Raw genomic sequence first — 23,379 nt, 5'->3', positions numbered from 1 at the left:
GAACATCTTGCGAACATGGAACAAAGCCGGTACGAATGAGTCTCTCGGCGGACGCGGCCCAAGGGTGGGTCGATTGAGCGGGCCGGCAGGCGGAATCGTAGGATAAGGGGCTTGGGAAAAATGACTCAGCCGGTAGCGTTGAAACTCGTGGCACGTGAAGACGGTGATAAGCAGCGCGCTCTGGAAGCGGCGCTGAGCCAGATCGACCGGGCCTTCGGCAAGGGCTCGGTGATGAAGCTGGGCGACAAGGGCAAGATCGTGGAGATCGAGTCGGTGTCGACTGGCTCGCTGGGCCTCGACATGGCGCTGGGCATCGGCGGCCTGCCCAAGGGCCGCATCGTGGAGATCTATGGGCCGGAAAGCTCCGGCAAGACGACGCTGGCCCTGCACGTAGTGGCCGAGGTTCAGAAGGCCGGCGGCACAGCGGCGTTCGTCGACGCCGAACATGCGCTCGATCCGTCCTACGCCCACAAGCTGGGGGTAGACCTGGACGAGCTCCTGGTCTCCCAGCCGGACACCGGCGAGCAGGCGCTAGAGATCACCGACACCCTGGTGCGCTCCGGGGCGGTGGACATCATCGTCATCGACTCGGTGGCGGCGCTGACGCCCAGGGCGGAAATCGAAGGCGAGATGGGCGACAGTCTGCCGGGCTTGCAGGCGCGCCTGATGAGCCAGGCGCTGCGCAAACTCACGGCCTCGATCTCCAAGACCCACACCCTGGTGATCTTCATCAACCAGATCCGCATGAAGATCGGGGTGATGTATGGCTCGCCGGAGACCACCACCGGCGGCAATGCGCTGAAGTTCTATGCCTCGGTGCGCCTGGACATCCGCCGCACCGGCTCGGTGAAGCGCGGCGACGAGATCATCGGCAACAACGTCCGCGTCAAGGTGGTCAAGAACAAGGTCGCCCCGCCGTTCCGCGAGGTCGAGTTCGACATCATGTACGGCGAGGGCATCTCTAAGCTGGGCGAGATCATCGACCTGGGCGTCAAGGCCGGCGTGATCGAGAAGTCCGGCTCCTGGTTCTCCTATTCGAGCCAACGCATCGGCCAGGGCCGCGACAACGTCCGGGAGTTCCTGAAGGCCAATCCGGACGTGGCCAACGACATCGAAAAGGCGGTCCGTGGCGCCAAGGCGGTCATTGAAGAGGAACTCCTCGTCGGCGGCCCCGAGCCCGACGACGAATAAAGCGGCCTCCAGCGGCTCAAGGGTTTCCCTGCCGCGCGCCGCATCCGCGACGGGCCACCCCGCCAGAGGGCCCGTGGCGCGACCCCGCGCCGGCGCGAGGGCATCGGAAGCCAAGGACGTCCGGGTTCGCCCGGGCGTCCTTTTCCCTATCCGGAGCCCTTTTCCTTGTTCGAGCCACCTCAAGTTTCGTAAACGGTCAGCGGCGCCCATCTGGGTGAGATCACCCGAGACCGGGACGGTCATCCGTCGATATCGAAGAAGAGTTGCAATAGCCCAATGCCGAGCGTGAACGAGATCCGCAGCCACTTCCTGGATTACTTCGCCGGGAAGGACCACGCTGTGATCGCCTCGGCGCCCCTGGTGCCGCAGAACGACCCCACCTTGCTCTTCGTCAACGCCGGCATGGTGCCGTTCAAGAACTACTTCACCGGCGCCGAGACTTCGCCCTGGCCGCGCGCGACCTCTTCCCAGAAGTCGGTCCGCGCCGGCGGCAAGCACAACGATCTCGACAACGTCGGCTACACCGCGCGCCACCACACCTTCTTCGAGATGCTCGGCAACTTCTCCTTCGGCGACTACTTCAAGGCCGGCGCGATCGAATACGCCTGGGAGCTGCTCACCAAGGAGTTCGAGCTGCCGGTCGAGAAGCTCCTGGTGACCGTCTACGCCGAGGACGACGAGGCCCATCGCCTCTGGAAGAAGATCGCCGGCCTGCCGGATCAGAAGATCATCCGCATCGCCACGGCCGACAATTTCTGGTCGATGGGCGACACCGGGCCGTGCGGTCCCTGCTCGGAGATCTTCTACGACCACGGCGCTCACATCCCCGGAGGCCCGCCGGGCAGCCCGGACGAGGACGGCGACCGATTCGTGGAGATCTGGAACCTAGTCTTCATGCAGTTCGAGCAGCTGGCGAATGGCGATCGGACCAACCTGCCCAAGCCCTCCATCGACACCGGCATGGGCCTGGAGCGGATCGCCGCGGTTCTCCAAGGCGTGCACGACAATTACGACATCGACCTGTTCCGCGCGATCATCGCCGCCAGCCGCGAGCTGGTGGGCGGTGAGGGTGGGGCGACCAACGGCCCCTCCCATCGCGTGATCGCCGACCATCTGCGCTCGTCGAGCTTCCTGATCGCCGACGGGGTGACGCCGTCCAACGAGGGGCGCGGCTATGTCCTGCGCCGGATCATGCGCCGGGCCATGCGCCACGCCCACCTGCTGGGCGCGGCCGATCCCTTGATGCACCGGCTGGCCCCGACCCTGATCGCCGAGATGGGCGATCACTTCCCGGAACTGAAGCGCGCCGAGCCGGCCATCATCGACACCCTGCGCCAGGAGGAGGAGCGCTTCCGCCGCACCCTGGGCCGCGGCATGAGCCTGCTGGACGAGGCGACCGCCGGTCTCAGCGAAGGCGACGTGCTTTCCGGCGAGACCGCCTTCAAGCTCTACGACACCTATGGCTTCCCGCTCGACCTCACCCAGGACGCGGTGCGCGCCAAGGGCCTGACGGTCGACCTGGACGGCTTCGACGCGGCCATGGCCCGCCAGCGCGACATGGCGCGCGAGGCCTGGACGGGCTCGGGCCAGGTGGCCGCCGCCGGCGAATGGTTCGCCATCCGTGACCGCCTGGGTCCTTCCCAGTTCGTGGGCTACGACGCCATTGAGATCACTGCTGAGCTGCTGGCCCTTGTCGACAGCGGCCGCGAGATCGACGGCGCCACCGTCGGCGCCACGGTCCAGGCGGTGTTCGACCGCACGCCCTTCTACGCCGAGAGCGGCGGCCAGGCCGGCGACCAGGGCGAAATCGAATGGGAGGGTGGCCGGGCCCGCGTCACCGACGTCCAGAAGCAGGCTGGCGACCTCTTCGTGCACGATCTGGAAATCCTCGAAGGCGCGCTCGCGCCCGGCGCGCGCGTGCGCCTGGCCGTCGACGCCGAGCGGCGCGCCCAGACCCGCGCCAACCATTCCGCCACCCACCTGCTGCACGCCGCGCTCCGCAACGTGCTGGGTCCGCACGTGACCCAGAAGGGCCAGATGGTGGACGGCGAACGCATCCGCTTCGACTTCAGCCACGGGGCGCCGGTCACGCCCGAGGAGGTCGACCGCATCGAGGCCGAGGTGAATGCGGTGGTGCGCCAGAACCTGCCGGCCGAGACGCAACTGATGGCGCCCAAGGAGGCGATGGCAGCCGGCGCCATGGCGCTGTTCGGCGAGAAGTATGGCGACACCGTCCGCGTGCTGACCCTGGGGGAGTCGCTGAACGGGCAGGGCGCCTATTCGGTGGAGCTCTGCGGCGGCACCCACGTGGCGCGCACCGGCGACATCGCCCTCTTCAAGGTCGTCCAGGAGCAGGGCGTGGCCGCCGGCGTGCGCCGCATCGAGGCGCTGACCGGCGAGTCCGCCCGGCGCTGGCTGCTGGATCAAGCCGGCGTCGCCAAGGGGCTTGCCGACCAGTTCAAGGTCCCGGTCCTGGAGGTCCCCGCCCGCGTCGCGAGCCTGGAAGCCCAGCGCCGTCAACTCGAGAAGGAGCTTGGCGACGCCAAGCGCCAGCTCGCCATGGGCGGCGGCTCCGGCGGCGGCGCAGCGGCGGGACCGGAGAACATCGCCGGCGTCCAGGTGCTGGCGCGCATCATGGAAGGCGTCGGCGGCAAGGACCTCAGGCCCATCGCCGAGGAATTCAAGAAGCAGATCCCCGACGGGGTCATCGCGCTGATCGGCTCAGCTGAGGGCAAAGCCGCCGTCACCGTTGCGGTCACCGGCTCGGCCCAGGCGAAGTTCAACGCTGTCGAGCTGGCCAAGGCGGCGGTCGCGGCCATGGGCGGGCAGGGCGCGGGAGGGCGGCCCGACTTCGCTCAGGGCGGGGCTCCGGACGGCGCCAAGGCCGGCGACGGCCTGGCGGCGATCAAGTCGGCGCTCGGCGGCCAAGCTTAATCCCCAGAAAACTATACAACCCTCAGGGGCATTCGGTTGGCGTCCGCTATGGGGACGTTATGGTCGAGCTCTGGACCATTTTATGGATGAGTGATGCGTAAGATTCTGATCGCTAGCGCCGCTGCGGCCGGCGTGGCCCTGACTGCCGCCTCGGCCCACGCCACCGATTTCATCCTGAGCTCCTATTCGGTCACGGCGAACATCGACGATCCGACCGGCAACGACGGCCTGACCGTCGACGTGCAGGACCTGCTGACCATCCCGACCGCCACGCGGCGACACGCCGCCGGCCTGAACATCGACCTTGGGGCGCATAACGACCAAGTCTTCGATCTCTTCAGGATTTATACCCCCGAGTCGTCGGTGAATCAGGACGACCTGGGCCCGGTGGACATCGAGGCGACCTTCAATTTCTCGGCGCCAACCCCGAACTCGGGGGCCACCACGGTCAGCGGGGAGACCCAAGGCAATCTGGTGCTCTTCGGCATCTTCCAGAACGGCAGCGTGACCTGGAACGGACCTGGGGTCTTCACCTGGACGGCGCCGGGGTTCAACCAGCCGGGCGTGATGGACATCACCCTCAGCAACGGCACCTTCGACACCGGCCTCTTCGGCCTGAGCGGCGGTTCACGCGGCGGCGACGTCGTCACGGCGACGTTCGACTGGCAGAACGACCCGTTCAATGCCGCCGCCGTGCCTGAGCCGGCTTCCTGGGCGCTGATGATCGGCGGTCTCGGCATGGCCGGCGCGACCCTGCGCCGCCGCCGCGCGACCGCGGCCACCGCCTAGCTCTCAAGCTCTGCGATCAAGCTGCAAAGGCCAGGGGAAACCCTGGCCTTTTTGCTGTCAGACGGTCGCATAGACGCAGATCTTGTTGCCAGCGGCGTCGCGGACATAGGCGCCGTAGAAGCCGTTGGTCGCCTCCGGGGGCCGAAAGCCCGGCGCGCCTTCGTCCGTCCCACCGTTGGCCAGGGCCGCGGCGTAGGCCGTCTCCACCTGATCCGGGGTATCGGTCTTAAAGCCGGTCATGGCGCCGTTGCCGCCCCGCGCCGCCTGGCCGTCGAACGGCTTGCAGAGTCCGACGCCCGGCGCGTCGCCCCTGCCATAGAAGGCCCAGCCGCCCTCGACGGGACCGCGTTCATAGCCGATGGCGCCCAGCACGGCGTCATAGAACGCCACCGCCTGGGCCTCGTCGTTATAGCCGATGGTGATGTAGCCGATGGTCATGTCCGTCCCTTTCCGTTTCCGCCACCACGATACCGGGCGGCGAGAACGAAGCAAGAACAAACCGATGACCCCGTCCGGAATCCGCGACGACCGGTGACGGCTCCTAGGCCGCCAGCGCCTTCTCCAGGTTCGCCGCCACCTTGTCGATGAAGCCCTCGGTGGTCAGCCAGCCCTGCGTGTCGCCGACCAGCAGCGCCAGGTCCTTGGTCATGGCGCCGCTCTCGACGGTGTCGACGCAGACCTTTTCCAGGGTGTCGGCGAAGTGGGCTAGCTCGGGGGTGTTGTCGAGCTTGGCGCGGTGCTTGAGCCCTTGGGTCCAGGCGAAGATCGAGGCGATGGAGTTGGTGGAAGTCGCCTCGCCGCGCTGGTGCTGGCGATAGTGGCGGGTGACCGTGCCGTGCGCGGCCTCCGCCTCCATGATCTTGCCGTCCGGCGTGATCAGCACCGAGGTCATCAGGCCGAGCGAGCCGAAGCCCTGGGCCACGGTGTCGGACTGGACGTCGCCGTCGTAGTTCTTGCAGGCCCAGACGTAGCCGCCCGACCACTTCATGGCCGCGGCCACCATGTCGTCGATCAGCCGGTGCTCGTAGGTGAGGCCGGCTGCCTTGAACTGGTCGACGTAGGCGGCGTCGTACACCTCCTGGAAGATGTCCTTGAAGCGCCCGTCATAGGCCTTGAGGATGGTGTTCTTGGTCGAGAGATAGAGCGGGTACTTGCGCGCCAGCGCGTAGCCGAACGAGGCGTGGGCGAAGTCGCGGATCGAATCGTCGAGGTTGTACATCGTCATCGCGACGCCGGAGCCGGGGTAGTTGAACACCTCGCGCTCGATCTTCTCGCCGTTGGTCCCTTCCCAGGTCACCGTCAGCTTGCCGGGGCCGGGCACCCGGAAGTCGGTGGCGCGGTACTGGTCGCCGAAGGCGTGGCGGCCGATGATAATCGGCTGGGTCCAGCCCGGCACCAGGCGCGGCACGTTCTTGCAGATGATCGGTTCGCGGAAGACCACGCCGCCCAGGATGTTGCGGATCGTGCCGTTCGGCGACTTCCACATCTGCTTGAGATTGAACTCTTTCACCCGCGCTTCGTCCGGGGTGATGGTCGCGCATTTGACGCCCACGCCATGCCGCTGGATCGCCTCGGCGGCCTCGATGGTCACCTTGTCGTCGGTGGCGTCGCGGTGCTCCATGCCGAGGTCGTAATAGTCGAGCTCGATGTCCAGGAAGGGGAAGATCAGCTTGTCCTTGATCCATTGCCAGATGATCCGGGTCATCTCGTCCCCGTCGAGATCGACGACCGGGTTGGCGACTTTGATCTTTGCCATGAGGGGCAGGCGCTCCGCGCGAAACTAGGGTTGGCGCCCTAATAGCCCTCGTCGGCGCGGACGCAAAGGCTGCTGCGGCGCCTTGTGCAGACCGAGGCTATCCGACGCTGCGGGCCGCCGTGTGGCCGAGCTGGGCGAACAGCGCCGCGCGCTCGGTGTCGGAGGCTGTCGAACCGGTCAGGAAGGCGCAGATCGCGTAGCTGCGGCGGTCGGCCAGGGTGAAGATGCTGACGTCGTTGAAGGCCGCGGTCAGCCCCTGGTCCGTCCCGGACGTGCCCATCTTGTGCGCGAAGCGCGCGTCCTTGGGCAGGCCGGCCTTCAGACGGTCCGCGCCGCGCGGCGTGCCGATCATGATGGTCAGGAGCCGCGCCGTGGAGGCCGGCGAGATCAGGCTGCCCTCGTCAAGCTTGCGCAGGAAGCCCAGCATGCCTTCCGGCGTCGCCGAATCCCTGGGATCGGCCATGTAGGCCAGCATGGCCGCGCGACGCTTGGCGGGCGACACCGTCGCCTTGGCGGCGTCGAAGGCCGCTTCGCCCTTCCAGGCGGGACGGAACGAGGCCATGCCGTAGACGTCCGGCTGGATCTCGCGCTCGTAGCGGTCGACGCGGATCTCGGTGACGTTCTTGCCCTGCAGCCAGGACGAGATGGCGCCCGGTCCGCCGATCCGCTTCATCAGCAGGTCCGCGGCGGTGTTGTCGCTGTTGCTGACCGCCGCCTCCAGCAGCTCCTGCACCGTATAGGCGGCCCGCCCGGGCCAGGCGTCGGCGATCGGCGACCAGGCGGGCGACAGGTCCTCCGGCTTGATCGTCAGGGTCTCGCCCAGGCTGAGGCGCCCGGCGTCGACCTCCGACAGGACCGCCGTCCCCAGAGGCAACTTGAAGACGCTCTGCATCGGGAAGGTGCGGTCGCCCAGCCGCACCCAGAATTCACCGCTCTCCAGGTTCATCAGGCCGAAGCCCAGCACCCCAGGCGCTGCGCGCGCGGCGATGGCCGCCACCTCGGTGTTCAACCGCTTCATGTCGAGCCGCGGCGTTCGCGAGGCCGTGAGCGGCCCGCCTTTTTGGCAGCCAGCCAGCACCGCTCCGGCGCCGGCGATCAGCAGTTCGCGTCGGCCAAGGCTTGCGCTCGCCTGCCCAAGCGATTGTAACCAGCCCATGGCTGAAGCCTTCCCTGCCGCACCTGTCATTATCCTGAACGCGCCACAGCTCGCAGAGAACATTGGCGCCGCGGCGCGGGTGATGGCGAACTTTGGCCTGTCCGAGCTGCGGTTGGTCAATCCCAGGGACGGCTGGCCGCAGGAGCGGGCCTGGGCCTCGGCCTCGGGCGCCGACTGGCCGCTGAACGCCGCACGGCTGTTCACCAGCGTCGAGGACGCCATCGCCGACCTGCAGCGGGTCTATGCGACCACCGCGCGGCCGCGCGAGCTGCAGCTGCCGATCCTCACCCCCCGCGTGGCCATGGCCCGGCTCGCCCAGGCCGTGGGCGAGGGCGAGCGCGTCGGCCTCTTGTTCGGCGCCGAGCGGGCAGGGCTAGAGACCGCCGACATCGCGCTCTGCCAGGCGGTGGTCACGCTCCCCATCGACATGAAGTTCCGCTCGCTCAACCTCGCCCAGGCCGTGGCGATCAACGCCTATGAGTGGCGCCTGACCCAGGAAGAAGCCGCGCCGCCGATCTTCCGCGAGGCGTTTCCCCCGGCCGACGGGGCGGCCGTGCTGGGCCTCTTCGAGCATCTGGAGCGCGAGCTGGACGAGGCAGGCTTCTTCCACCCGCCGGAAAAGCGGCCGTCCATGGTCCAGAACCTGCGCTCGGCGCTCGGCAAGGCGCATCTTTCGGTGCAGGAGGTCCGCACCCTGCGCGGGGTGGTGACCGCCCTGTCCCGTGGCCGCGGCCGGGTGCTGGCCAAGCTCGCGAAACAGAAGGCGGAGCGGGGAGAGGTCTAGATGAGCTTTTCAGCCCTTCTGGACAGCCTGCCGATCCCGATCATCCAGGCGCCGATGGTAGGCGCCAGTTTCGACGCCATGACCGTGGCGGTCAGCGAGGCCGGCGGCATGGGAACGTTCGCCGCCGCCACCCTGGCGCCGGACGAGATCGGCCCGGCGATCGAGGCGATCCGTGCGCGCACCGCCGCGCCGTTCGGCGTGAACCTACTGATGGCGCCGCCGGCCAGCCCCACTCCGGCCGAGGTGGATGCGGCCCTGGCGCGACTGGCGCCGTGGTACGCCGACTTAGGGATCGAGGTTCCGGAACATCCCAACCGCTTCTCGCAGGACCTCGGCGCCCAGATCGAGGCCCTGATCCGGGCCGCGCCGACGGTCGCCTCCTTCACCTTCTCGATCCTCACCAGGGCGCAGGTGGCCGCCTTCCACGCCGCTGGCAGCTATGTGGTCGGAACCGCCAACACCGTCGGCGAGGCCAAGGCCTGGGCGGAGGTCGGCGCCGACGGGATCTGCGCCCAGGGCTTCGAGGCCGGCGGCCACCACGCCTACTTCCTAGCTGACATCGAGGCCTCGTCCGTCGGGACCATGGCCCTGGTGGCGACCGTCCTGGAGGCGGTGGACGTTCCAGTGATCGCCGCCGGTGGGATCATGGACGGACGCGGCGTGGCCGCCGCGCTCGCGCTCGGCGCCGGCGCCGTGCAGATGGGTAGCGCCTTCCTGCTGGCGGATGAAGCGACCAACGGAAACACCTGGCAAAAAGCCCTGCGCGAGGCGCCGGACGACGCGACGCGGCTGACGCGGGCCTTTTCCGGCCGCTATGCCCGGGGTCTCGAGAACCGCTTCCTGCGCGAGATGGCGGCGGCGCAGAACGAGGTCCCGGCCTATCCGGTGCAGAACCGCCTGACCCAGGCCATGCGCGCGGCGGCGGACAAGGCGGGCGATCCGGAGATGATGTCCCTGTGGGCCGGACAGGCGGTGACGATGGCCAGGCCCGGCGCGGCCGGCGAGATGGTCAGGCTCTGGTGGGCGCAGGCGCAGCAGACGGCGCAGGCCCTGGCCCTGCGTACCGGCGCCGTTCGACGCTGAATACCGCCTGCCGGAAATCGCGCCCGCCTGGCTTGCCCGCCCAGGCTGCGCGGCCCAACGTCCGGCGGGCGTGGCGGGAGGAATCTGGATGAATCGACGCGAGCTGCTGGCGGTGGCCGGTGTCATGGGCCTGGTTCCGGCGGCGCGGGCCTTTGCGGCGGCTGGCGACCTGCGCAGCGCGGCGCGTGAGGCCTATGTCTATTGCCTGCCGCTGATCGAGATGGCCCAGGCCCGCGCGCGGATGCTGCGTGGCGACCCCGGCGGCCAGCCGGCCGCGATCAACCAGTTCAAGCCGACCCGCAAACTGGCCGGGCCGCAGAACCGCACCATCACCTCGCCCAACAACGACACCCTCTACAACAACGCCTGGCTCGACCTCACCAAGGGCCCGGTGACCCTGGTCATTCCGCCCACCGGCGACCGCTACATCTCGGTGGCGCTGATGAACATGTACTCCGACAACGACGTGATCCTGGGAACGCGGACCACTGGCAACGGCGGCGGGCGCTACACCATCGTCGGGCCCGGCCAGCCTGGACAGGGTCCCAACATCGTGCGCCTGTCGACGCCGCACGGCTGGTGCCTGGGCCGCATCCTGAACGACGGTGAGGCGGATCTGGACGCCTGCCACAAGGTGCAGGACGCGCTCACCTTGCAGGGGCCAACGGGCGCGCCGCCGCCCGCCTATGCGACCCGCAAATCGCCCTGGAACGAGTACTTCGCCTCGGCCCAGCAGCTGCTGATCTCCGACCCGCCGCCGGCCGTCGACGGCATGGCGCTGAAACGGCTGGCGGTGCTTGGGATCGCGCCCCACGGGGGCTTCGATCCGGCGAAGTTCGACGCCGCCGCGATCAAGGAGGTCGAGGCCGGCGTCGCCGAGGCCATTCCCAGCATCGTGCGCGGCAACGCGGCCAACATCGTGCAGGGCTGGAACTATCCGCGCAGCGACATCGGCTATTTCGGCCAGGACTATCTGTTCCGCGCCGGCGTGGCGCTGGGGGGACTGGCAGCCCTGACCCCGCCGGAGGCCACCTACCTGCGCCCCGTCGGCGACAAGGGGCCCGGCTCGCCCCTGAACGGCAGCTACCGCCTGTCCTTCGCGGCCGGCCAGCTGCCGCCGGTCAACGCCTTCTGGTCGCTGACCATGTACGAGGCGACCCTGGACGGGCAGTTCTTCCTTACCGCCAACCCGATCAACCGCTACTCGATCGGTGATCGCACGCCGGGCCTGAGGAAGAACGCCGACGGATCGCTGGACATCTGGATCAGCCGCACCGATCCCGGCGGCGACAAGACCGCCAACTGGCTGCCGGCGCCGACCAGCGGCCCGTTCTCGATCAGCCTGCGGAACTATCTGGCGAAGAATGAACTGCTCGACGGGCGCTGGCGGGCGCCGGCGCTGGTGGTCCTCTGAACTTGACTCCGAGAGGGGCGATGGGCATACACGCCGGCTTCCACGACGCGGGCTTGCCTGCGGTCGCGGATCTATGACGGGTTGACGCGATAGCCGCCGTTGAGATCGCGCTTTCATCTTCGAAAGCGCCGGCTCGGGTCGAAGAAGAGAAGCATATGTCCAAGCGCCATAGCGCCAAGTACAAACTCGACCGCCGGATGGGCGAAAACATCTGGGGTCGCCCGAAGTCCCCGATCAACAAGCGCGCTTACGGCCCCGGCCAACATGGTCAGCGCCGCAAGCAGAAGGTCTCCGACTTCGGCCTGCAGCTGCGCGCCAAGCAGAAGCTGAAGGGCTACTACGGCAACCTGACCGAAAAGCAGTTCTCCAAGATCTACGAAGAGGCCGCGCGCCGTAAGGGCAACACCTCGGAGAACCTGATCGGCCTGCTGGAAAGCCGCCTGGACGCGGTGGTCTATCGCGCCAAGTTCGTGCCGACCCCGTTCGCTGCCCGCCAGTTCGTCAACCACGGCCACGTGCTGGTGAACGGCAAGCGCGTGAACATCCCGTCCTACCGCGTGAAGCCCGGCGATGTGATCTCGGTGCGCGAGCGGTCGCGCAACATGGCGCTGGTGCTCGAAGCCCTGCAGTCGGGCGAGCGCGATACGCCCGAATACATCACCATGGACGGCAAGGCGATGTCCGCCACCTACGTCCGCATCCCGGAACTGGCCGAAGTGCCCTATCCGGTGAAGATGGAACCCAACCTCGTCATCGAATTCTACGCGTCCTAAGCGCCACGACCTCGAAGACGTTGCGAAGGCCCGGGAGCAATCCCGGGCCTTTTGCTTTGCGCGCGCATGTGGCGGAGTGGCGCCATGAATCGCAGGTGCTTCGTTCTGGCCGCCCTCGCGCTCGGCGGCTGCGCGACGATCCCGCCGCCGGCGGTCGCGCCGGGGCCGCTGGGTGAACTCGAACCGTTGTACGCGGTGGAGACCGGCCGCGAAGGCCTGACGATCCGCGTGGCGTCCGGCGGCTGCACGGCCCGGCCCGACTTCACCTTCTATGTGGATCGCCGCGCCGGTGCGGTGAGCCTGGCCTTCGCCCGCAAGCACGTGGACGTCTGCAAGACCGGGCCGGGCCAGGCCGAGGTCGCCTTCACCTGGGCGGAGCTGGGCCTCGCACAACGCACTTCGGTCTTCCTGCTCAATCCCGTGGCCAGCCGATAGCCGCGCAAAGCCTTGGCAAGAGGCCAAGGTTGCGGTCAGGTCGCCTCCGAACGCGTCGGGGATTCCATGAAGCTCTTCATCGCCACGGTGGCCGCCGCCATGACTCTATCTGTCGCCCACGCCGAGATCCTGACGCCCGAGCGGGTGTTCGCCAGCCCCGACCTCTCCGGGCCGCAGGCGCGCGGCGTGGCGCTCGCGCCCGACGGCTCGGCGGTGACCTATCTGAAGGCCAAGACCGACGACGTTGACGTCAATGACCTGTGGATCGCCGACGTGAAGGGCGGTGAGCCGCGCGTGCTGATCGACGGTCGCGCGCTGACGGACGACCGCCACCAGCTTTCCGAGGCCGAGAAGAGCCGGCGCGAACGGCTGGGTCTACGCAGCCGCGGCGTCGTTGAGTACCACTGGGACGACGAGGGCAAGTACATCCTGGCCCCGGTGCAAGGCGATCTGTGGCTCTATGAGCGGGCCAGCGGCGCGGTGCGGCGGCTGACCAACACGCCGGGCGACGAGATCGACGGCAAGATCTCGCCCAAGGGCGGCTACGTCTCCTACGTCCGCGACGACAACCTCTACCTGATGCCTTTGGCGGGCGGCGGGGCGGAGCGGGCGCTGACCGCCGGCGGGACCGAGCTGAAGAGCTGGGGCACGGCGGAGTTCATAGCCCAGGAGGAGCTGCACCGCTTCACCGGCTACTGGTGGTCGCCGGACGAGACCAAGATCGCGCTCACCCACGTCGACCAGTCCGGCGTCGACGTCATCGACCGCGTCGATATCGGCGCCGAGGGCGGGACGATCGTCCATCAGCGCTATCCGCGCGTCGGCCGGCCCAATGCGATGGTCGAGCTCTATGTGGCCGACGTGGCCACTGCGACCCGCGTGAAGGTCGACCTGGGCTCCAGCGCGGACATCTATCTTGGCCGCGCCAACTGGGCGAAGGACGGCAAGACGCTCTACGTCCAACGCCTGACCCGCGACCAGAAGCGGCTGGACCTGCTGGCGGTCGATCCGGGCACCGGGGCCAGCCACGTGATCCTCACCGAGACCAGCCCGCACTGGGTGAACCTGAGCGAGGACATGAAGCCGCTGAAGGACGGCTCATTCCTGTGGTCGTCGGAGCGCGACGGCAACAAGCACCTCTATCTCTACACCGGCGACGGCGCGCTGATCCGCCAGATCACCCACGGCGACTGGCCGGTGGCCGACCTGGAGGGGATCGACGAGGCGCGCCATCTGGCGATCTTCGCCGCCAGCAAGGATTCCCCGATCGAGCGGCGGCTCTATGAGGTCTCGTGGGCGAACCCGGGCGAGCCCAAGGCCCTGACGCCGGCCGGCGGCTGGTGGACGGCGGACGTGGCCAAGAAGGGCGGCGCCTTCGCCGGCAGCTATTCCGATCCCAGGACCCCGCCGCGGACCGGCTTTTACAAGGCCGACGGGACCCTGGTCCGCTGGATCGAGGAGAACCCGCTGAAGGAAGGCCATCCGTTCTGGGCCTATCGCGACCGCCTCAGCATCCCGGAGTTCGGGACCATCAAGGCCTCCGACGGGCAGGCCCTGCACTGGATGATGCGCAAGCCCGCGGGCTTCGATCCGGCGAAGAAGTACCCGGTGATCGTCCAGGTCTATGGCGGTCCGGCCGGGGCGATGGTGGAGAAGCATTGGGCCTCCCCCGCCGACCAGGTGTTGCTGGACGCCGGCTACATCCTGTTCTCGATCGACAACCGCGGCACGCCCAACCGCTCCGTGGCCTTCAAGACCGCGCTCGACCGCAAGACCGGCGGCCCGGACGTAGAGGATCAGCTGGCGGGCGCGGCCTATCTGAAGACGCTGCCCTTCGTGGACGGCGACCACCTGGGCGTAACCGGCTACTCCAACGGCGGCTACATGACCCTGATGTTGCTGACAGTCCCCGGCAGTCCGTTCTCGGCGGGGGTGGCGGGCGCGCCGGTCACCGACTGGACGCTCTACGACACCGCCTACACCGAGCGCTACATGGGGACGCCCGCGGACAATCCGGAGGGCTACCGAAACAGCCAGGTGATCTCGCGGCTGGCGAACCTGAAGCCGGGTAGTCTGCTCTTGATCCACGGCATGGCCGACGACAACGTGATCTTCGAGAACTCGACGCGGGTGCTCTACAGCCTGCAGGCCAAGGGCATCCCGTTCGAGATGATGACCTACCCGGGCCTGCGCCACCGTACCGGCTGGACCTCGCGGCCGATGATCCACCGAACCCACGCCACGCTCGACTTCTTCGACCGCAAGCTGAAGCCCCCACACTGACGGAAATGGGTTATGCGAACAGCTCCACCATCCAGGGCGGCACGCGCTTGGGCCGGCCGGTGGCCTGTTCGATCAGCACCCAGGTGGTCTTCACCTGGGCGCACATGGCGCCGTCCTCGGCGTCGATGCGGATGAAGCGGTCGAAGCGCGGCCCCTCGGCGGCGTCGGAGACCCAGGTGCGGCCATGGCCTACGTCTCTGGGCATCAGTGCGCGGCGGTAGTCGATCTCGTGGCGCAGCGCCACCCAGGCCCAGGTCGCCTGCACTTCGGCCGGCGCGACGCTCTGCCAGTGGGCGACGCCCAGGTCCTGCGCCCAGCGCAGATAGACCACGTTGTTCACATGGCCATTGTCGTCGATGTCGGAATTGGTGGGCTGGAAGGTCAGCCGGAAGACCTTGCGCCCGGGCGGCGGCTCAAGCAGCGCGCCCGAAGCCATCAGGCCGCCAGCAGGCCCTTTTCGTCGAGCAGGGTCTTCAGTTCGCCCGACTGGAACATCTCGCGCACGATATCGGCCCCGCCGACGAACTCGCCCGCCACATAGAGCTGCGGGATGGTCGGCCAGTCGGAGAAGGTCTTGATGCCGTCGCGCAGCGGGTCGCTCTGCAGGACGTTGACGCCCACGAAGTCGGCGCCCAGGTGGTCGAGGATCTGCACGACCTGGGCGGAGAAGCCGCACTGCGGCTGTTCCGGCACGCCCTTCATGAACAGCACGACCGGATGCTCTTCCACGGTCTTGGCGATGAAGGCGTGGACGGGGTTGGCGGCGGTCGTGTCGGTCATGGTTCGGCCCTTCGGCGCAAATTCGTCGTCCCAGAGCTAGGGAGCCGAGCCCCATAGGTCAAGTTCTTGGCGGGTCAAGCCGGGGCGGAGGTCTCGAGCGCGAGCGCATGGAGTTCGCCGCCCATCCGGCCCTTCAGCGCGGCGTAGACGAGCTGGTGCTGGCGCACGCGGGGCAGGCCCGCGAAGGCGGTCGAGACGATCCTGGCCTTGTAGTGGTCGCCGTCGCCCGCCAGGTCCTGGACCTCGATCTCGGCGTCGGGGAACCCCTCGCGCAGGATGGTCTCGAGTTGGGCTTGGGCGATGGGCATGGCGGTGGCTTAGCGCCGGCGCGGCAGAAGCTCAATCGAAGACCCAGAGCAGGCTGAGACCGAAGGCGCCCATCAGGGTCCCCGCGGCGCGGTCCAGCGGCCGCTGGGCGCGGGCATAGGCCCCCGCGGCGCGGCGGGTGGAGAACAGCCAGGCCATGGCGCTCTGCCACGCCTGGCAGGTGACGATGCAGATGGCGACCGCGCTCGCCTGCACCCAGACCGGCGTATGCGGGCCGACGTAGGCCGAGAAGATGCTGGCGAAATAGAGCACCGACTTGGGGTTGGTCATGTTCACCGCGAACCCCTGCCAAAAGGCGCTCCGCCAACTGAGCCCTGGCGCCGGGCCATCCGGCGCGTCGGCGCCTTGGATCGGCGTGCTCCAGAGCCGCCAGGCGAAGTAGAGCAGGTAGAGCCCGCCGCCGACGCGCAGGATCTTGTAGAGCCAGGGCGCCGCTGCCAGCAGGGCCGAAAGGCCCACGGCGGCGAGCGCGCACCAGACGATGCAGCCCAGCGTCGTGCCCAGCCCCGAGGCCTCCGCCACGTTGCGCCCATGCTTCATGCCGAACCGCATCAGCATGAAGTTGTTCGGCCCCGGCACGATGCAGGTGGCGATGCTGACCGCGAACAGCGAGGCGAGCGAGATGAGGTTGGCGTCCAGGGTTCAACTCCCCACCCGGGTGAATTCCATGACCCAGTTCACTTCCCAGGTGCGTCCCTCGTCGTAGGAGAACGCCTGCGACCAGCGTGCGGCGCGGTCGTGGCTGTGGCTCCAGTGGAAGGCCACCTTCACCGGGCGCCCATCGTCGAGGTCGACGCCATAGAACCGGCCCTCGCCGCCCTCGAAGCGGCCATGCACAGGCTCGCCCACCAGGCCGTCGGTCGAGCTGACCCAGTGGATCGACCAGGTGCGCCTGGCGATGTCGAAGCTGCGGAAGGCCACGCCCTGCGATCGTCGCGCGGGCATGTCGTTCTCCTCGACATTGCACAGCCCGCCCATCAGGCCGCGGCACTGGGCGGTGCCGAAGAACTCCAGCCAGTCCTCGCAGTGGACGCCGCGGCGCTTCAGCAGGCGGTGCTGTACCGCCCACTGGCCGTAGAAGAAGTCGAAGTCGTGCCGGCCGTCCTTGACGATCGCGATGGCGTTCATGGTCCTGCCCTCAGAATGCAGGACCGGCTTAGAGGGGGCCTGCTGACAGCTTCATGTCAGCAGGCTGTCGGCGGGTGGTCTCCAGGCATGACAACGCCGCGACGGGGGCTCCTAAGACCACCGTCAACGACAGCCACATGGTCCGGCTGGGGCCGTGTCCGGCCGACCTCGAGCCTGGTCAGATGCGGCGCCTCGGCGGGCCGATCCTCGACACAGGCGAGGCCGCGCGGCTTCGTGAAGACTCCGGAGACGCAGCTCCCTGAAGAGCCATACGCGCCTGGGTCCGCTATGGGTCGAACGCGGCCGTCGGGGCCACGGCCGGAAGCGGACCTCGCTCAAGACCCTATGGAGGACGGCCAGTCAGCTTGGCGGCGCCTCTGGTCCGTCGATCTTGGTGAGGCCTGGGCCGGCGAGCGCATCCAGGTCCCGGTTCCCGTCGTCGGGCCCGACCATGCTGACATTAGGGTGGCAGCAGCGCCTGGTTAGGAAGAGGCCATCGGCTGAGAAGGTCCGCCCATGATCGCTCCCCAATGTGCCGGGCCCGTCCGTGCCGTCGCCGTCGTCGTCGCACTGAGTTTGTTGACGCCCGGACCGTCGGCTCAAGCGGCCCAGACATCCGACCTCAGCGGGCTGCACGCCTTCGACCTGCGGGTCGGCAAATGGAAGATCCAAAACCGGGTTCTGAAGCAGCGGTTGGCGGGGAGCCATGACTGGCTGGAATACGACGGCGCCCAGACTTGGAGGTCGGTCTTGAACGGCTATGGCAATGCTGACGACACGTTCCTCAACAAGCCGGGCGGAGCCTACAGCGGCGTCACCTTGCGCGCCTATGATCCGAAGACCGGGCAATGGGCGATCTGGTGGCTCGATGGCCGCACGCCGACGGCAAAGCTCGACCCGCCGATGATCGGCCGTTTCGCCAAGGGTGTGGGAACCTTCTACAACGATGACAGCCTGCGCGGGAAACCGATCAGGGTCCGGTTCATCTGGTCGAAGATCACCCGCAACTCGGCTCATTGGGAACAGGCCTACTCGCCCGACGGCGGAAAGACCTGGGAGACCAACTGGATCAGCGACTTCACGAGGATTGGCTAGGCTGACTCTCCGAACTTCCCCTTTGGGTCGAAGGCGGACATTTCGAACCTTCGACAACCGCCCCTTCCGAGCCTTAAATCCATGGCGACTTGTCAGCGGCGGGGCGATTGCTGCAGCATTGGGTTCGGGGTTCACCCGGGGGCGTCTCAATGAAGCTGTTCATCACAATCGCCGCGCTGGCGGCGTTGAGCCTTGCCGCGCCCGCCGGCGCCCGGGCGCAAGGCCAAGGCGCACCGGCCCAAACTCCACAGGCGCGCGCCGACGCGCTCTTGGCGGCCTACACGCCCAACCGACCCGGCCTGGCGGTGCTGATCGCCCGCGGCGGCCAGGTGATCTACGAGCGCAATCTGGGCGCCGCGGACCTGGAACATGGGATCTCGGTCACGGCCGCGTCGCGCTTCCACGTGGCCAGCGTCTCGAAGCAGTTCACCGCCTTTGCGATCCTGCAGCAGGTCAAGGCCGGCAAGGTCGACCTGGACGCCGATATCCACACCTACCTGCCGGAACTGGCCGACTTCGGCGCGAAGATCACCGTCTCCGACCTGATCCACCACACCAGCGGCCTGCGCGACCAGTGGGATCTGGAGGTCCTGTCCGGCACGTCCATGGACAGCCTGATCCGCCAGAAGGCCCTCGTCGCCATGGCCGCCAATCAGAGGGGGCTGAACTTCGCCCCCGGTACGGACTACCGCTACAGCAACACCGGCTATGCGCTGCTGGCCGAGGTCGTCGCCCGCACCTCCGGCGTGCCGTTCGCCCAGTACATGCGAGAGCATATTTTCGCCCCTCTGGGGATGAACGATACCCTGATCTACGACAATGCCCGCGACATCCTGCCGAACCGGGCGATGAGCTATTCCGTCGATGCCGCAGGCGTCACCCATCTGGCACGGCTGAACTACGCCAATTACGGGGCGACCAGCCTGCACACCACGACCCACGACCTCTTGAAATGGTCGCGAGAACTGCTGCATCCGGCGGTGTTCGACCCCGCCCTCGTACGAGCCGCCGAGCAGCCCGGGCGCCTGCGTGACGGGACGCCCATGCGCTACGCCTTCGGCATGGAAGCCTCCACGGTGGGCGGTCACCGGGCGCTGACCCACAGCGGGGCCGATGCCGGCTACCGCAGCCTGATCGCCAGCTTCCCGGCGGAGGACGCCAGTCTCGTGGTGTTCTCCAACGGCGCCGCCAACGTCGGCAAGATCGGGGCGGACCTCGCCGAGATTTTCCTGGGGCCAGCCCCGCCGCCGCCGGCCCCGGCCGCGCCGGATCCGGCGCGAATGGCGAGGCTCGCGGGCGTCTACGTCAATGACTGGGGTCCGGGGTTCGAGCTCAAGGCGGACGGCGGCAAGCTGTACCTCCAGCCCGCCGGACCGCGCGCCGAGGCCGTCCTGCTGCCCGATGGCGGCTTCTATGTGGGCGCGCCGGACAACCGCTTCACCGTGCGGGCGGACGGTGCGCTGGTGGAGCATGTGGCGACCGGCGGCTCGACGGTGGTCCACCGCAAGGTGGTGCGCGCCGCGCCGAGCGCGGCCGAACTGGCGGCCCTGGCCGGGACCTATCACTCCGACGAACTGGACGTGACCTACAAGGCGGTGGTGTCCGGGACGGGGCTGATGCTGACCAGCCTGCGCGCCGACCCGCTCGTGTTCCTCCCGGCCGACGCGGACCACTTCGAGAATGAACGCGAGCGGCTGGGCGTGCTGCGCGACTCCAGCGGCCGGGTCACAGGCTTGAGTCTCGCGACCGGCCGGGTGCGCGACCTGCGCTTTGCCCGCGTCGGCTGAACGCGTCCCTGCGTCGCCTTAGGTTAGCCGGGCGTCGACCACAGCCCGCTCCAGCGTCGAATGCAGACGCCGGAAAGGTCCGCCAGGGGCGGTGGTTCCCGGCGGCCCCGGGCGCGAAATCGCCGGCGCCCTGGCGGCGAACGCGGCGCCGGGCCCGGTCGCATCGGGAACAACCTTCGCTTTGAATGCTTACGCTGGCTCAGATGGGAGGCTTGGGCCGTGCTGTTGGAAACGGGTTCGACTTGCTGGCGGCGCGAGACCAGCGCGCGGGCGGCGCTGATCGTCGACATGGCGGAATATTTCGACGCCGCGATGGCCGCCATGCGCCGGGCCAAGCACACCGTCCACCTGCTCAACTGGGCTTTCGAGCCTCAGACGCTTTTCCATCCGCAACCGGGCTGCACCGGGCCCGAAGATGACCGTATCGCCAACTTCCTGAAGCGTCTGTCGAAGGACAACCCCCGCCTCGACGTCCGCATCCTGTGCTGGCAGTCGGCCCTGCCCGTGGCCGCGACCCAAAACTGGTTCCCGCTGGCTGACCGCAAGACCTTCGCCGGCAGCGCGGTGAAGTTCGTCCTGGACGGCAAACTGCCCATGGGCGCCTCACATCACCAGAAGGCGATCATCGTCGACGACGCCATCGCCTTCTGCGGCGGCGGCGACATCGGGCCCGACCGCTGGGACACCCACCATCACCTCGACGACGATCCGCGCCGGGAGAAGACCAAGCACGCGCACGGCAACGCCAAAAAGGACTTCGACAGCCGCCACGAAGTCATGGGACTGGTGGAAGGCGCGCCGGCGAAAGCGCTTGGCGCACTTTTTCGCGAACGCTGGGCGCGCTGCACCGGCAAAACGCTGACCGAGCCGCCCAAGGTGCGTCCGGCCTGGCCGTCTCGGGTCAAGCCGCAGTTCAACGCCGTCGAAGTCGGCCTGTCACGCACCCACGGGGCCTGGAAGGATCACCCTGAAGTCCGCGAGGTCGAGCGCCTGCACCTGGAGTCCATCGGACAAGCCAGGCGCTGCATCTACATGGAGAACCAGTACTTCACCTCGCCTCTGATCGCCGCGGCGCTGGCGCGCCGTCTGCAGGAACGGGACGGACCCGAAGTCGTGCTGATCGGCACGGAACACTCGCCCAGCTACTTCGACCAGGCGACCATGGACCGCACGAGGGTGAAGTTCATCGAGTCCCTCAACCGCGCTGACAAACACAGCCGCTTCCGGGCCTATAGTCCGGTCACCACCCTGGGCCGGATCATCATCGTCCACGCCAAGCTGACGATCATCGACGATCGCCTTCTCAGGATCGGCTCGGCCAACATCAACAACCGTTCGATGGGCTTGGATACCGAATGCGATCTGAGCTTCGAAGCCGCCGGACGCGCCGGGACCGGCAACCGCGCGGAGATCGCCCGGCTTCGCACTCGACTGCTGGCTCACTGGCTGGGTTGCGACGACGCCATCGTTGACACGGCGCTTCGCAAAGCCGGCGGCGTCGGGGCAGGTCTCGAGGCCCTGCGCAACGCCGGCTACGCGCGATTGCGTCCGATCGAACTGCCGCCGGTGAAGGGCCTCGCCGAAGTGATTTCGGCCTATCACCTCGGCGACCCTTTCTCGCCGGCCGATGGCTGGCGGCCGTGGCGGCGAAAGGTCCAATCCGAGAGCGCCGCCAGGCGGGGCCGCGACGCGATGAAATGATAGCTGAGCCCGCCGCCTTGGAAGGTCCGCAACGGGTCGCGCCGATCCGAAGACGAGCCTCGCGGCGCCGGTCAGTTCGGGTCTGAGGTCGCACACACGGCGGCGCGGGTGCCGCCGGATCGGTTTTCGTTTGCGCCGCTGGTGAAGGCCGCGAAGGATGCGCCCAACGGAAAAAGGGGAGGCGCATCATGCGGCTAATTTCGACACTGATCGCTCTGCTGCTGGCGCCGGCTGCGGCCCTGGCTCAGCCGGCGCCGAAGGAAATCCCGTTCACGGCCAGCGACTTCCTGAAGTTGCCGGGGGACATGCATCTGGGCGAGGTGGCGGGCGTGGCGGTCAACGCCCAGAAGCACGTCTTCGTCTTCCAGCGCGGGAACACCAGCGGCCCGGCCTATGGCGCGGCGGCCTCGCAGCTCCTGGAGTTCGGACCGGACGGGCGGTTCATCCGCGAGATCGGCAAGAACCTCTACGCCTGGTCCTTCGCCCACGCCGTGCGGATCGATCCGGCGGGCAACATCTGGGCCGCCGACAAGGGCTCGGACATGGTCATCCGCTTCAATCCGGCCGGCAACGTGACCTGGGTGTTCGGTCGCAAGCCCGAGGCGGCCGACGAGGGCGCCCACCCGCTGGAGCATCCGCGCCCGCCGCTGCCGGCGGTCGACGGTTACTTCCGCCAGGTCACCGACATGACCTGGGACAGCCACGGCAATACCTACATCAGCGACGGCTACATCAATTCCCGCGTGGCCAAGATCGACCCAGATGGCCGCTGGCTGACCTCCTGGGGGAGCCCGGGCGGCGAGCCCGGCCAGTTCAACACCTTGCACTCCATCGCCGCCGACGCGCAGGACCGGATCTATGTGGCCGACCGCGGCAACCGGCGCATCCAGGTGTTCGACACCGCCGGAAAGCTGTTGAAGATCATCACGATCGATGTCCCGGCGCCGGCGGACGCCCAGCCCGCCATCGGCCCGAAACCCAGCGCGCCCGGCCCAAACGGCTATGCTGGGAACAAGACGATGACGCCAGGGTCGCCCTGGACGCTCTGCATCACGCCCCCGGTGAACGGCCGCCAGGTGATGTTTGTCTCCGACGCCTATCCGGGGCGTGTCTACAAGCTCACCCTCGACGGCCAGGTGCTGGGTTGGCTCGGCCGGTCGGGCAAGCAGTTGAAGGAGTTCGGCTGGATCCACGAGATCGCCTGTCCGTCGGAGAACGAAATCTATGTGGCCGAGCTGTTGAACTGGCGGCTGCAGAAGCTGACCCTCGCGCCTTGACCCTGTGACGCTGCCCCCGAGGATGCGGTCAGGCTGGCCTTCGTCCCTGCCTGAAGGCCCGAACCGGAGCGCCTTCCGGATGGAAACCTCGGCTGAGAGCCTCTAACCTCTCTCGGGTCGGACCTCGATGGAGGAGGCGTGAGCGCCATGCTGAGCTGGCAAGTGGGCCGGGTGAAGATCACCCGTATCGTCGAGATGGATTTGCCGGTGCCGGCCGTGTTCATGCCGCAGGCCACGCCCGAGGCGCTGCGCAAGTCGGCCTGGCTCTATCCGCACTTCGTCAGCGAGGACGACGCCACCCTGATGCTCAGCATTCACGCGTTGCTGGTCGATGCGCCGGGGCTGAAGCTGGTCGTCGACACCTGCATCGGCAACGACCGGCCGCGCGAGATCACCGGCGGCGAGCCCTTGGCGACGCCGTTCCTGGAGCATCTTGGGGAGGTGGGCTGGTCGCGCGACGGCGTCGACGCCGTGGTGTGCACCCACCTGCATACCGACCACGTCGGCTGGAACACCATGCTCGAGAACGGCAAGTGGGCGCCGACCTTCCCGAAGGCCCGCTACCTCATCGGCCGTCAGGAATACGAGTTCTGGAGCGGCCACAATGACGAGGAGCAGCAGGCGATGATGGGCGACAGCGTCAAGCCGATCTTCGACGCCGGCCTCGCCGAGCTGGTGGAGCTGGA

22 protein-coding genes are annotated in these 23,379 nt (G+C 68.0%); 14 read left to right on the top strand and 8 right to left on the bottom strand.

Translation table 11 applies throughout. The annotated features are described in order from the left end of the window. Positions 1–120 precede the first annotated feature (120 nt). The 3 genes from recA (at position 121) to E8A12_RS13755 (ending at position 4,914) form a co-directional block, all read left to right on the top strand. Positions 121–1,191 (top strand): recombinase RecA, encoded by a 1,071-nt coding sequence (gene recA, locus E8A12_RS13765; protein WP_293369673.1) that lies wholly within the window; start codon positions 121–123, stop codon positions 1,189–1,191. Positions 1,192–1,467: 276 nt separating this feature from the next. Then, positions 1,468–4,125 carry an alanine--tRNA ligase gene (gene alaS / locus E8A12_RS13760; protein ID WP_293369671.1) on the top strand — a complete coding sequence of 886 codons (2,658 nt, stop codon included), beginning with the start codon at positions 1,468–1,470 and terminating at the stop codon, positions 4,123–4,125. A 93-nt stretch (positions 4,126–4,218) separates the two neighbouring features. Further along, complete coding sequence (locus tag E8A12_RS13755) at positions 4,219–4,914, top strand: PEPxxWA-CTERM sorting domain-containing protein (RefSeq protein ID WP_293369669.1); 696 nt, start codon at positions 4,219–4,221, stop codon at positions 4,912–4,914. A gap of 57 nt (positions 4,915–4,971) precedes the next feature. Here E8A12_RS13755 and E8A12_RS13750 read toward each other — a convergent pair whose 3' ends face one another. The 3 genes from E8A12_RS13750 to bla all read right to left on the bottom strand — a co-directional run bounded on the left by E8A12_RS13750 (position 4,972) and on the right by bla (position 7,826). Further along, positions 4,972–5,352 carry a VOC family protein gene (locus E8A12_RS13750; protein ID WP_293369667.1) on the bottom strand — a complete coding sequence of 127 codons (381 nt, stop codon included), beginning with the start codon at positions 5,350–5,352 and terminating at the stop codon, positions 4,972–4,974. Between the two features lie 103 nt (positions 5,353–5,455). Next, positions 5,456–6,670 carry an NADP-dependent isocitrate dehydrogenase gene (locus tag E8A12_RS13745; protein WP_293369665.1) on the bottom strand — a complete coding sequence of 405 codons (1,215 nt, stop codon included), beginning with the start codon at positions 6,668–6,670 and terminating at the stop codon, positions 5,456–5,458. A gap of 97 nt (positions 6,671–6,767) precedes the next feature. Next, positions 6,768–7,826, bottom strand: coding sequence for a class A beta-lactamase (gene bla, locus E8A12_RS13740; protein WP_293369663.1), 1,059 nt, complete (start codon positions 7,824–7,826; stop codon positions 6,768–6,770). Here bla and E8A12_RS13735 point away from each other — a divergent pair. From E8A12_RS13735 to E8A12_RS13710, 6 genes are all read left to right on the top strand, one after another. Then, complete coding sequence (locus tag E8A12_RS13735) at positions 7,825–8,610, top strand: RNA methyltransferase (RefSeq protein ID WP_293369660.1); 786 nt, start codon at positions 7,825–7,827, stop codon at positions 8,608–8,610. The genes bla and E8A12_RS13735 overlap by 2 nt on opposite strands. Next, positions 8,611–9,693: a nitronate monooxygenase gene (locus E8A12_RS13730; protein ID WP_293369658.1), complete on the top strand. Its 1,083-nt coding sequence runs from the start codon at positions 8,611–8,613 to the stop codon at positions 9,691–9,693. An 88-nt stretch (positions 9,694–9,781) separates the two neighbouring features. Continuing rightward, positions 9,782–11,107, top strand: coding sequence for a DUF1254 domain-containing protein (locus tag E8A12_RS13725; protein WP_293369656.1), 1,326 nt, complete (start codon positions 9,782–9,784; stop codon positions 11,105–11,107). A 155-nt stretch (positions 11,108–11,262) separates the two neighbouring features. Beyond that, the gene (gene rpsD / locus E8A12_RS13720; protein WP_293369654.1) at positions 11,263–11,880 is read left to right on the top strand and encodes a 30S ribosomal protein S4; all 618 of its coding nucleotides are present in this window, start codon (positions 11,263–11,265) and stop codon (positions 11,878–11,880) included. 84 nt (positions 11,881–11,964) lie between these two features. Continuing rightward, on the top strand, positions 11,965–12,315 hold the full coding sequence (locus E8A12_RS13715; RefSeq protein ID WP_293369652.1) for a hypothetical protein: 351 nt from the start codon (positions 11,965–11,967) through the stop codon (positions 12,313–12,315). 66 nt (positions 12,316–12,381) lie between these two features. After that, on the top strand, positions 12,382–14,598 hold the full coding sequence (locus E8A12_RS13710) for a S9 family peptidase (RefSeq protein ID WP_293369650.1): 2,217 nt from the start codon (positions 12,382–12,384) through the stop codon (positions 14,596–14,598). 10 nt (positions 14,599–14,608) lie between these two features. On the opposite strand, the gene E8A12_RS13705 is transcribed toward E8A12_RS13710, so the two are convergent. From E8A12_RS13705 to E8A12_RS13685, 5 genes are all read right to left on the bottom strand, one after another. Next, a complete protein-coding gene (locus E8A12_RS13705; RefSeq protein WP_293369648.1) occupies positions 14,609–15,034 on the bottom strand; it encodes a thioesterase family protein in 426 nt (141 codons plus the stop codon). Next, the gene (gene grxD / locus E8A12_RS13700; RefSeq protein ID WP_293369646.1) at positions 15,034–15,378 is read right to left on the bottom strand and encodes a Grx4 family monothiol glutaredoxin; all 345 of its coding nucleotides are present in this window, start codon (positions 15,376–15,378) and stop codon (positions 15,034–15,036) included. The genes E8A12_RS13705 and grxD overlap by 1 nt, the downstream gene beginning before the upstream one ends. Positions 15,379–15,452: 74 nt before the next feature. Beyond that, entirely contained in the window at positions 15,453–15,686 is a 234-nt protein-coding gene (locus E8A12_RS13695) for a BolA family transcriptional regulator (protein ID WP_293369644.1), read from the bottom strand. A 31-nt stretch (positions 15,687–15,717) separates the two neighbouring features. After that, positions 15,718–16,284: a LysE family translocator gene (locus E8A12_RS13690; RefSeq protein WP_293369642.1), complete on the bottom strand. Its 567-nt coding sequence runs from the start codon at positions 16,282–16,284 to the stop codon at positions 15,718–15,720. Between the two features lie 63 nt (positions 16,285–16,347). Further along, positions 16,348–16,833, bottom strand: a complete 486-nt coding sequence (locus E8A12_RS13685) for a DUF1579 domain-containing protein (protein WP_293369640.1) — start codon at positions 16,831–16,833, stop codon at positions 16,348–16,350. A 516-nt stretch (positions 16,834–17,349) separates the two neighbouring features. Between E8A12_RS13685 and E8A12_RS13680 the strand changes: the two genes are divergently transcribed. From E8A12_RS13680 to E8A12_RS13660, 5 genes are all read left to right on the top strand, one after another. Then, a complete protein-coding gene (locus E8A12_RS13680; protein ID WP_293369637.1) occupies positions 17,350–17,928 on the top strand; it encodes a DUF1579 domain-containing protein in 579 nt (192 codons plus the stop codon). A 149-nt stretch (positions 17,929–18,077) separates the two neighbouring features. Next, positions 18,078–19,715 carry a serine hydrolase domain-containing protein gene (locus E8A12_RS13675; protein ID WP_293369635.1) on the top strand — a complete coding sequence of 546 codons (1,638 nt, stop codon included), beginning with the start codon at positions 18,078–18,080 and terminating at the stop codon, positions 19,713–19,715. Between the two features lie 219 nt (positions 19,716–19,934). Next, the gene (locus E8A12_RS13670) at positions 19,935–21,416 is read left to right on the top strand and encodes a phospholipase D-like domain-containing protein (RefSeq protein ID WP_293369633.1); all 1,482 of its coding nucleotides are present in this window, start codon (positions 19,935–19,937) and stop codon (positions 21,414–21,416) included. A 188-nt stretch (positions 21,417–21,604) separates the two neighbouring features. Next, a complete protein-coding gene (locus tag E8A12_RS13665; RefSeq protein ID WP_293369631.1) occupies positions 21,605–22,693 on the top strand; it encodes a peptidyl-alpha-hydroxyglycine alpha-amidating lyase family protein in 1,089 nt (362 codons plus the stop codon). 147 nt (positions 22,694–22,840) lie between these two features. After that, a partial coding sequence (locus E8A12_RS13660) for an MBL fold metallo-hydrolase (RefSeq protein WP_293369676.1) occupies positions 22,841–23,379 on the top strand: 539 nt, incomplete at its 3' end.

It is taken from the genome of Phenylobacterium sp., assembly GCF_004799395.1.
In the GTDB taxonomy this organism is placed as follows: Bacteria; Pseudomonadota; Alphaproteobacteria; order Caulobacterales; family Caulobacteraceae; genus Phenylobacterium.
Note: the sequence above shows the minus strand (reverse complement) of the source record. Positions and strands in the feature narration are given on the sequence as shown.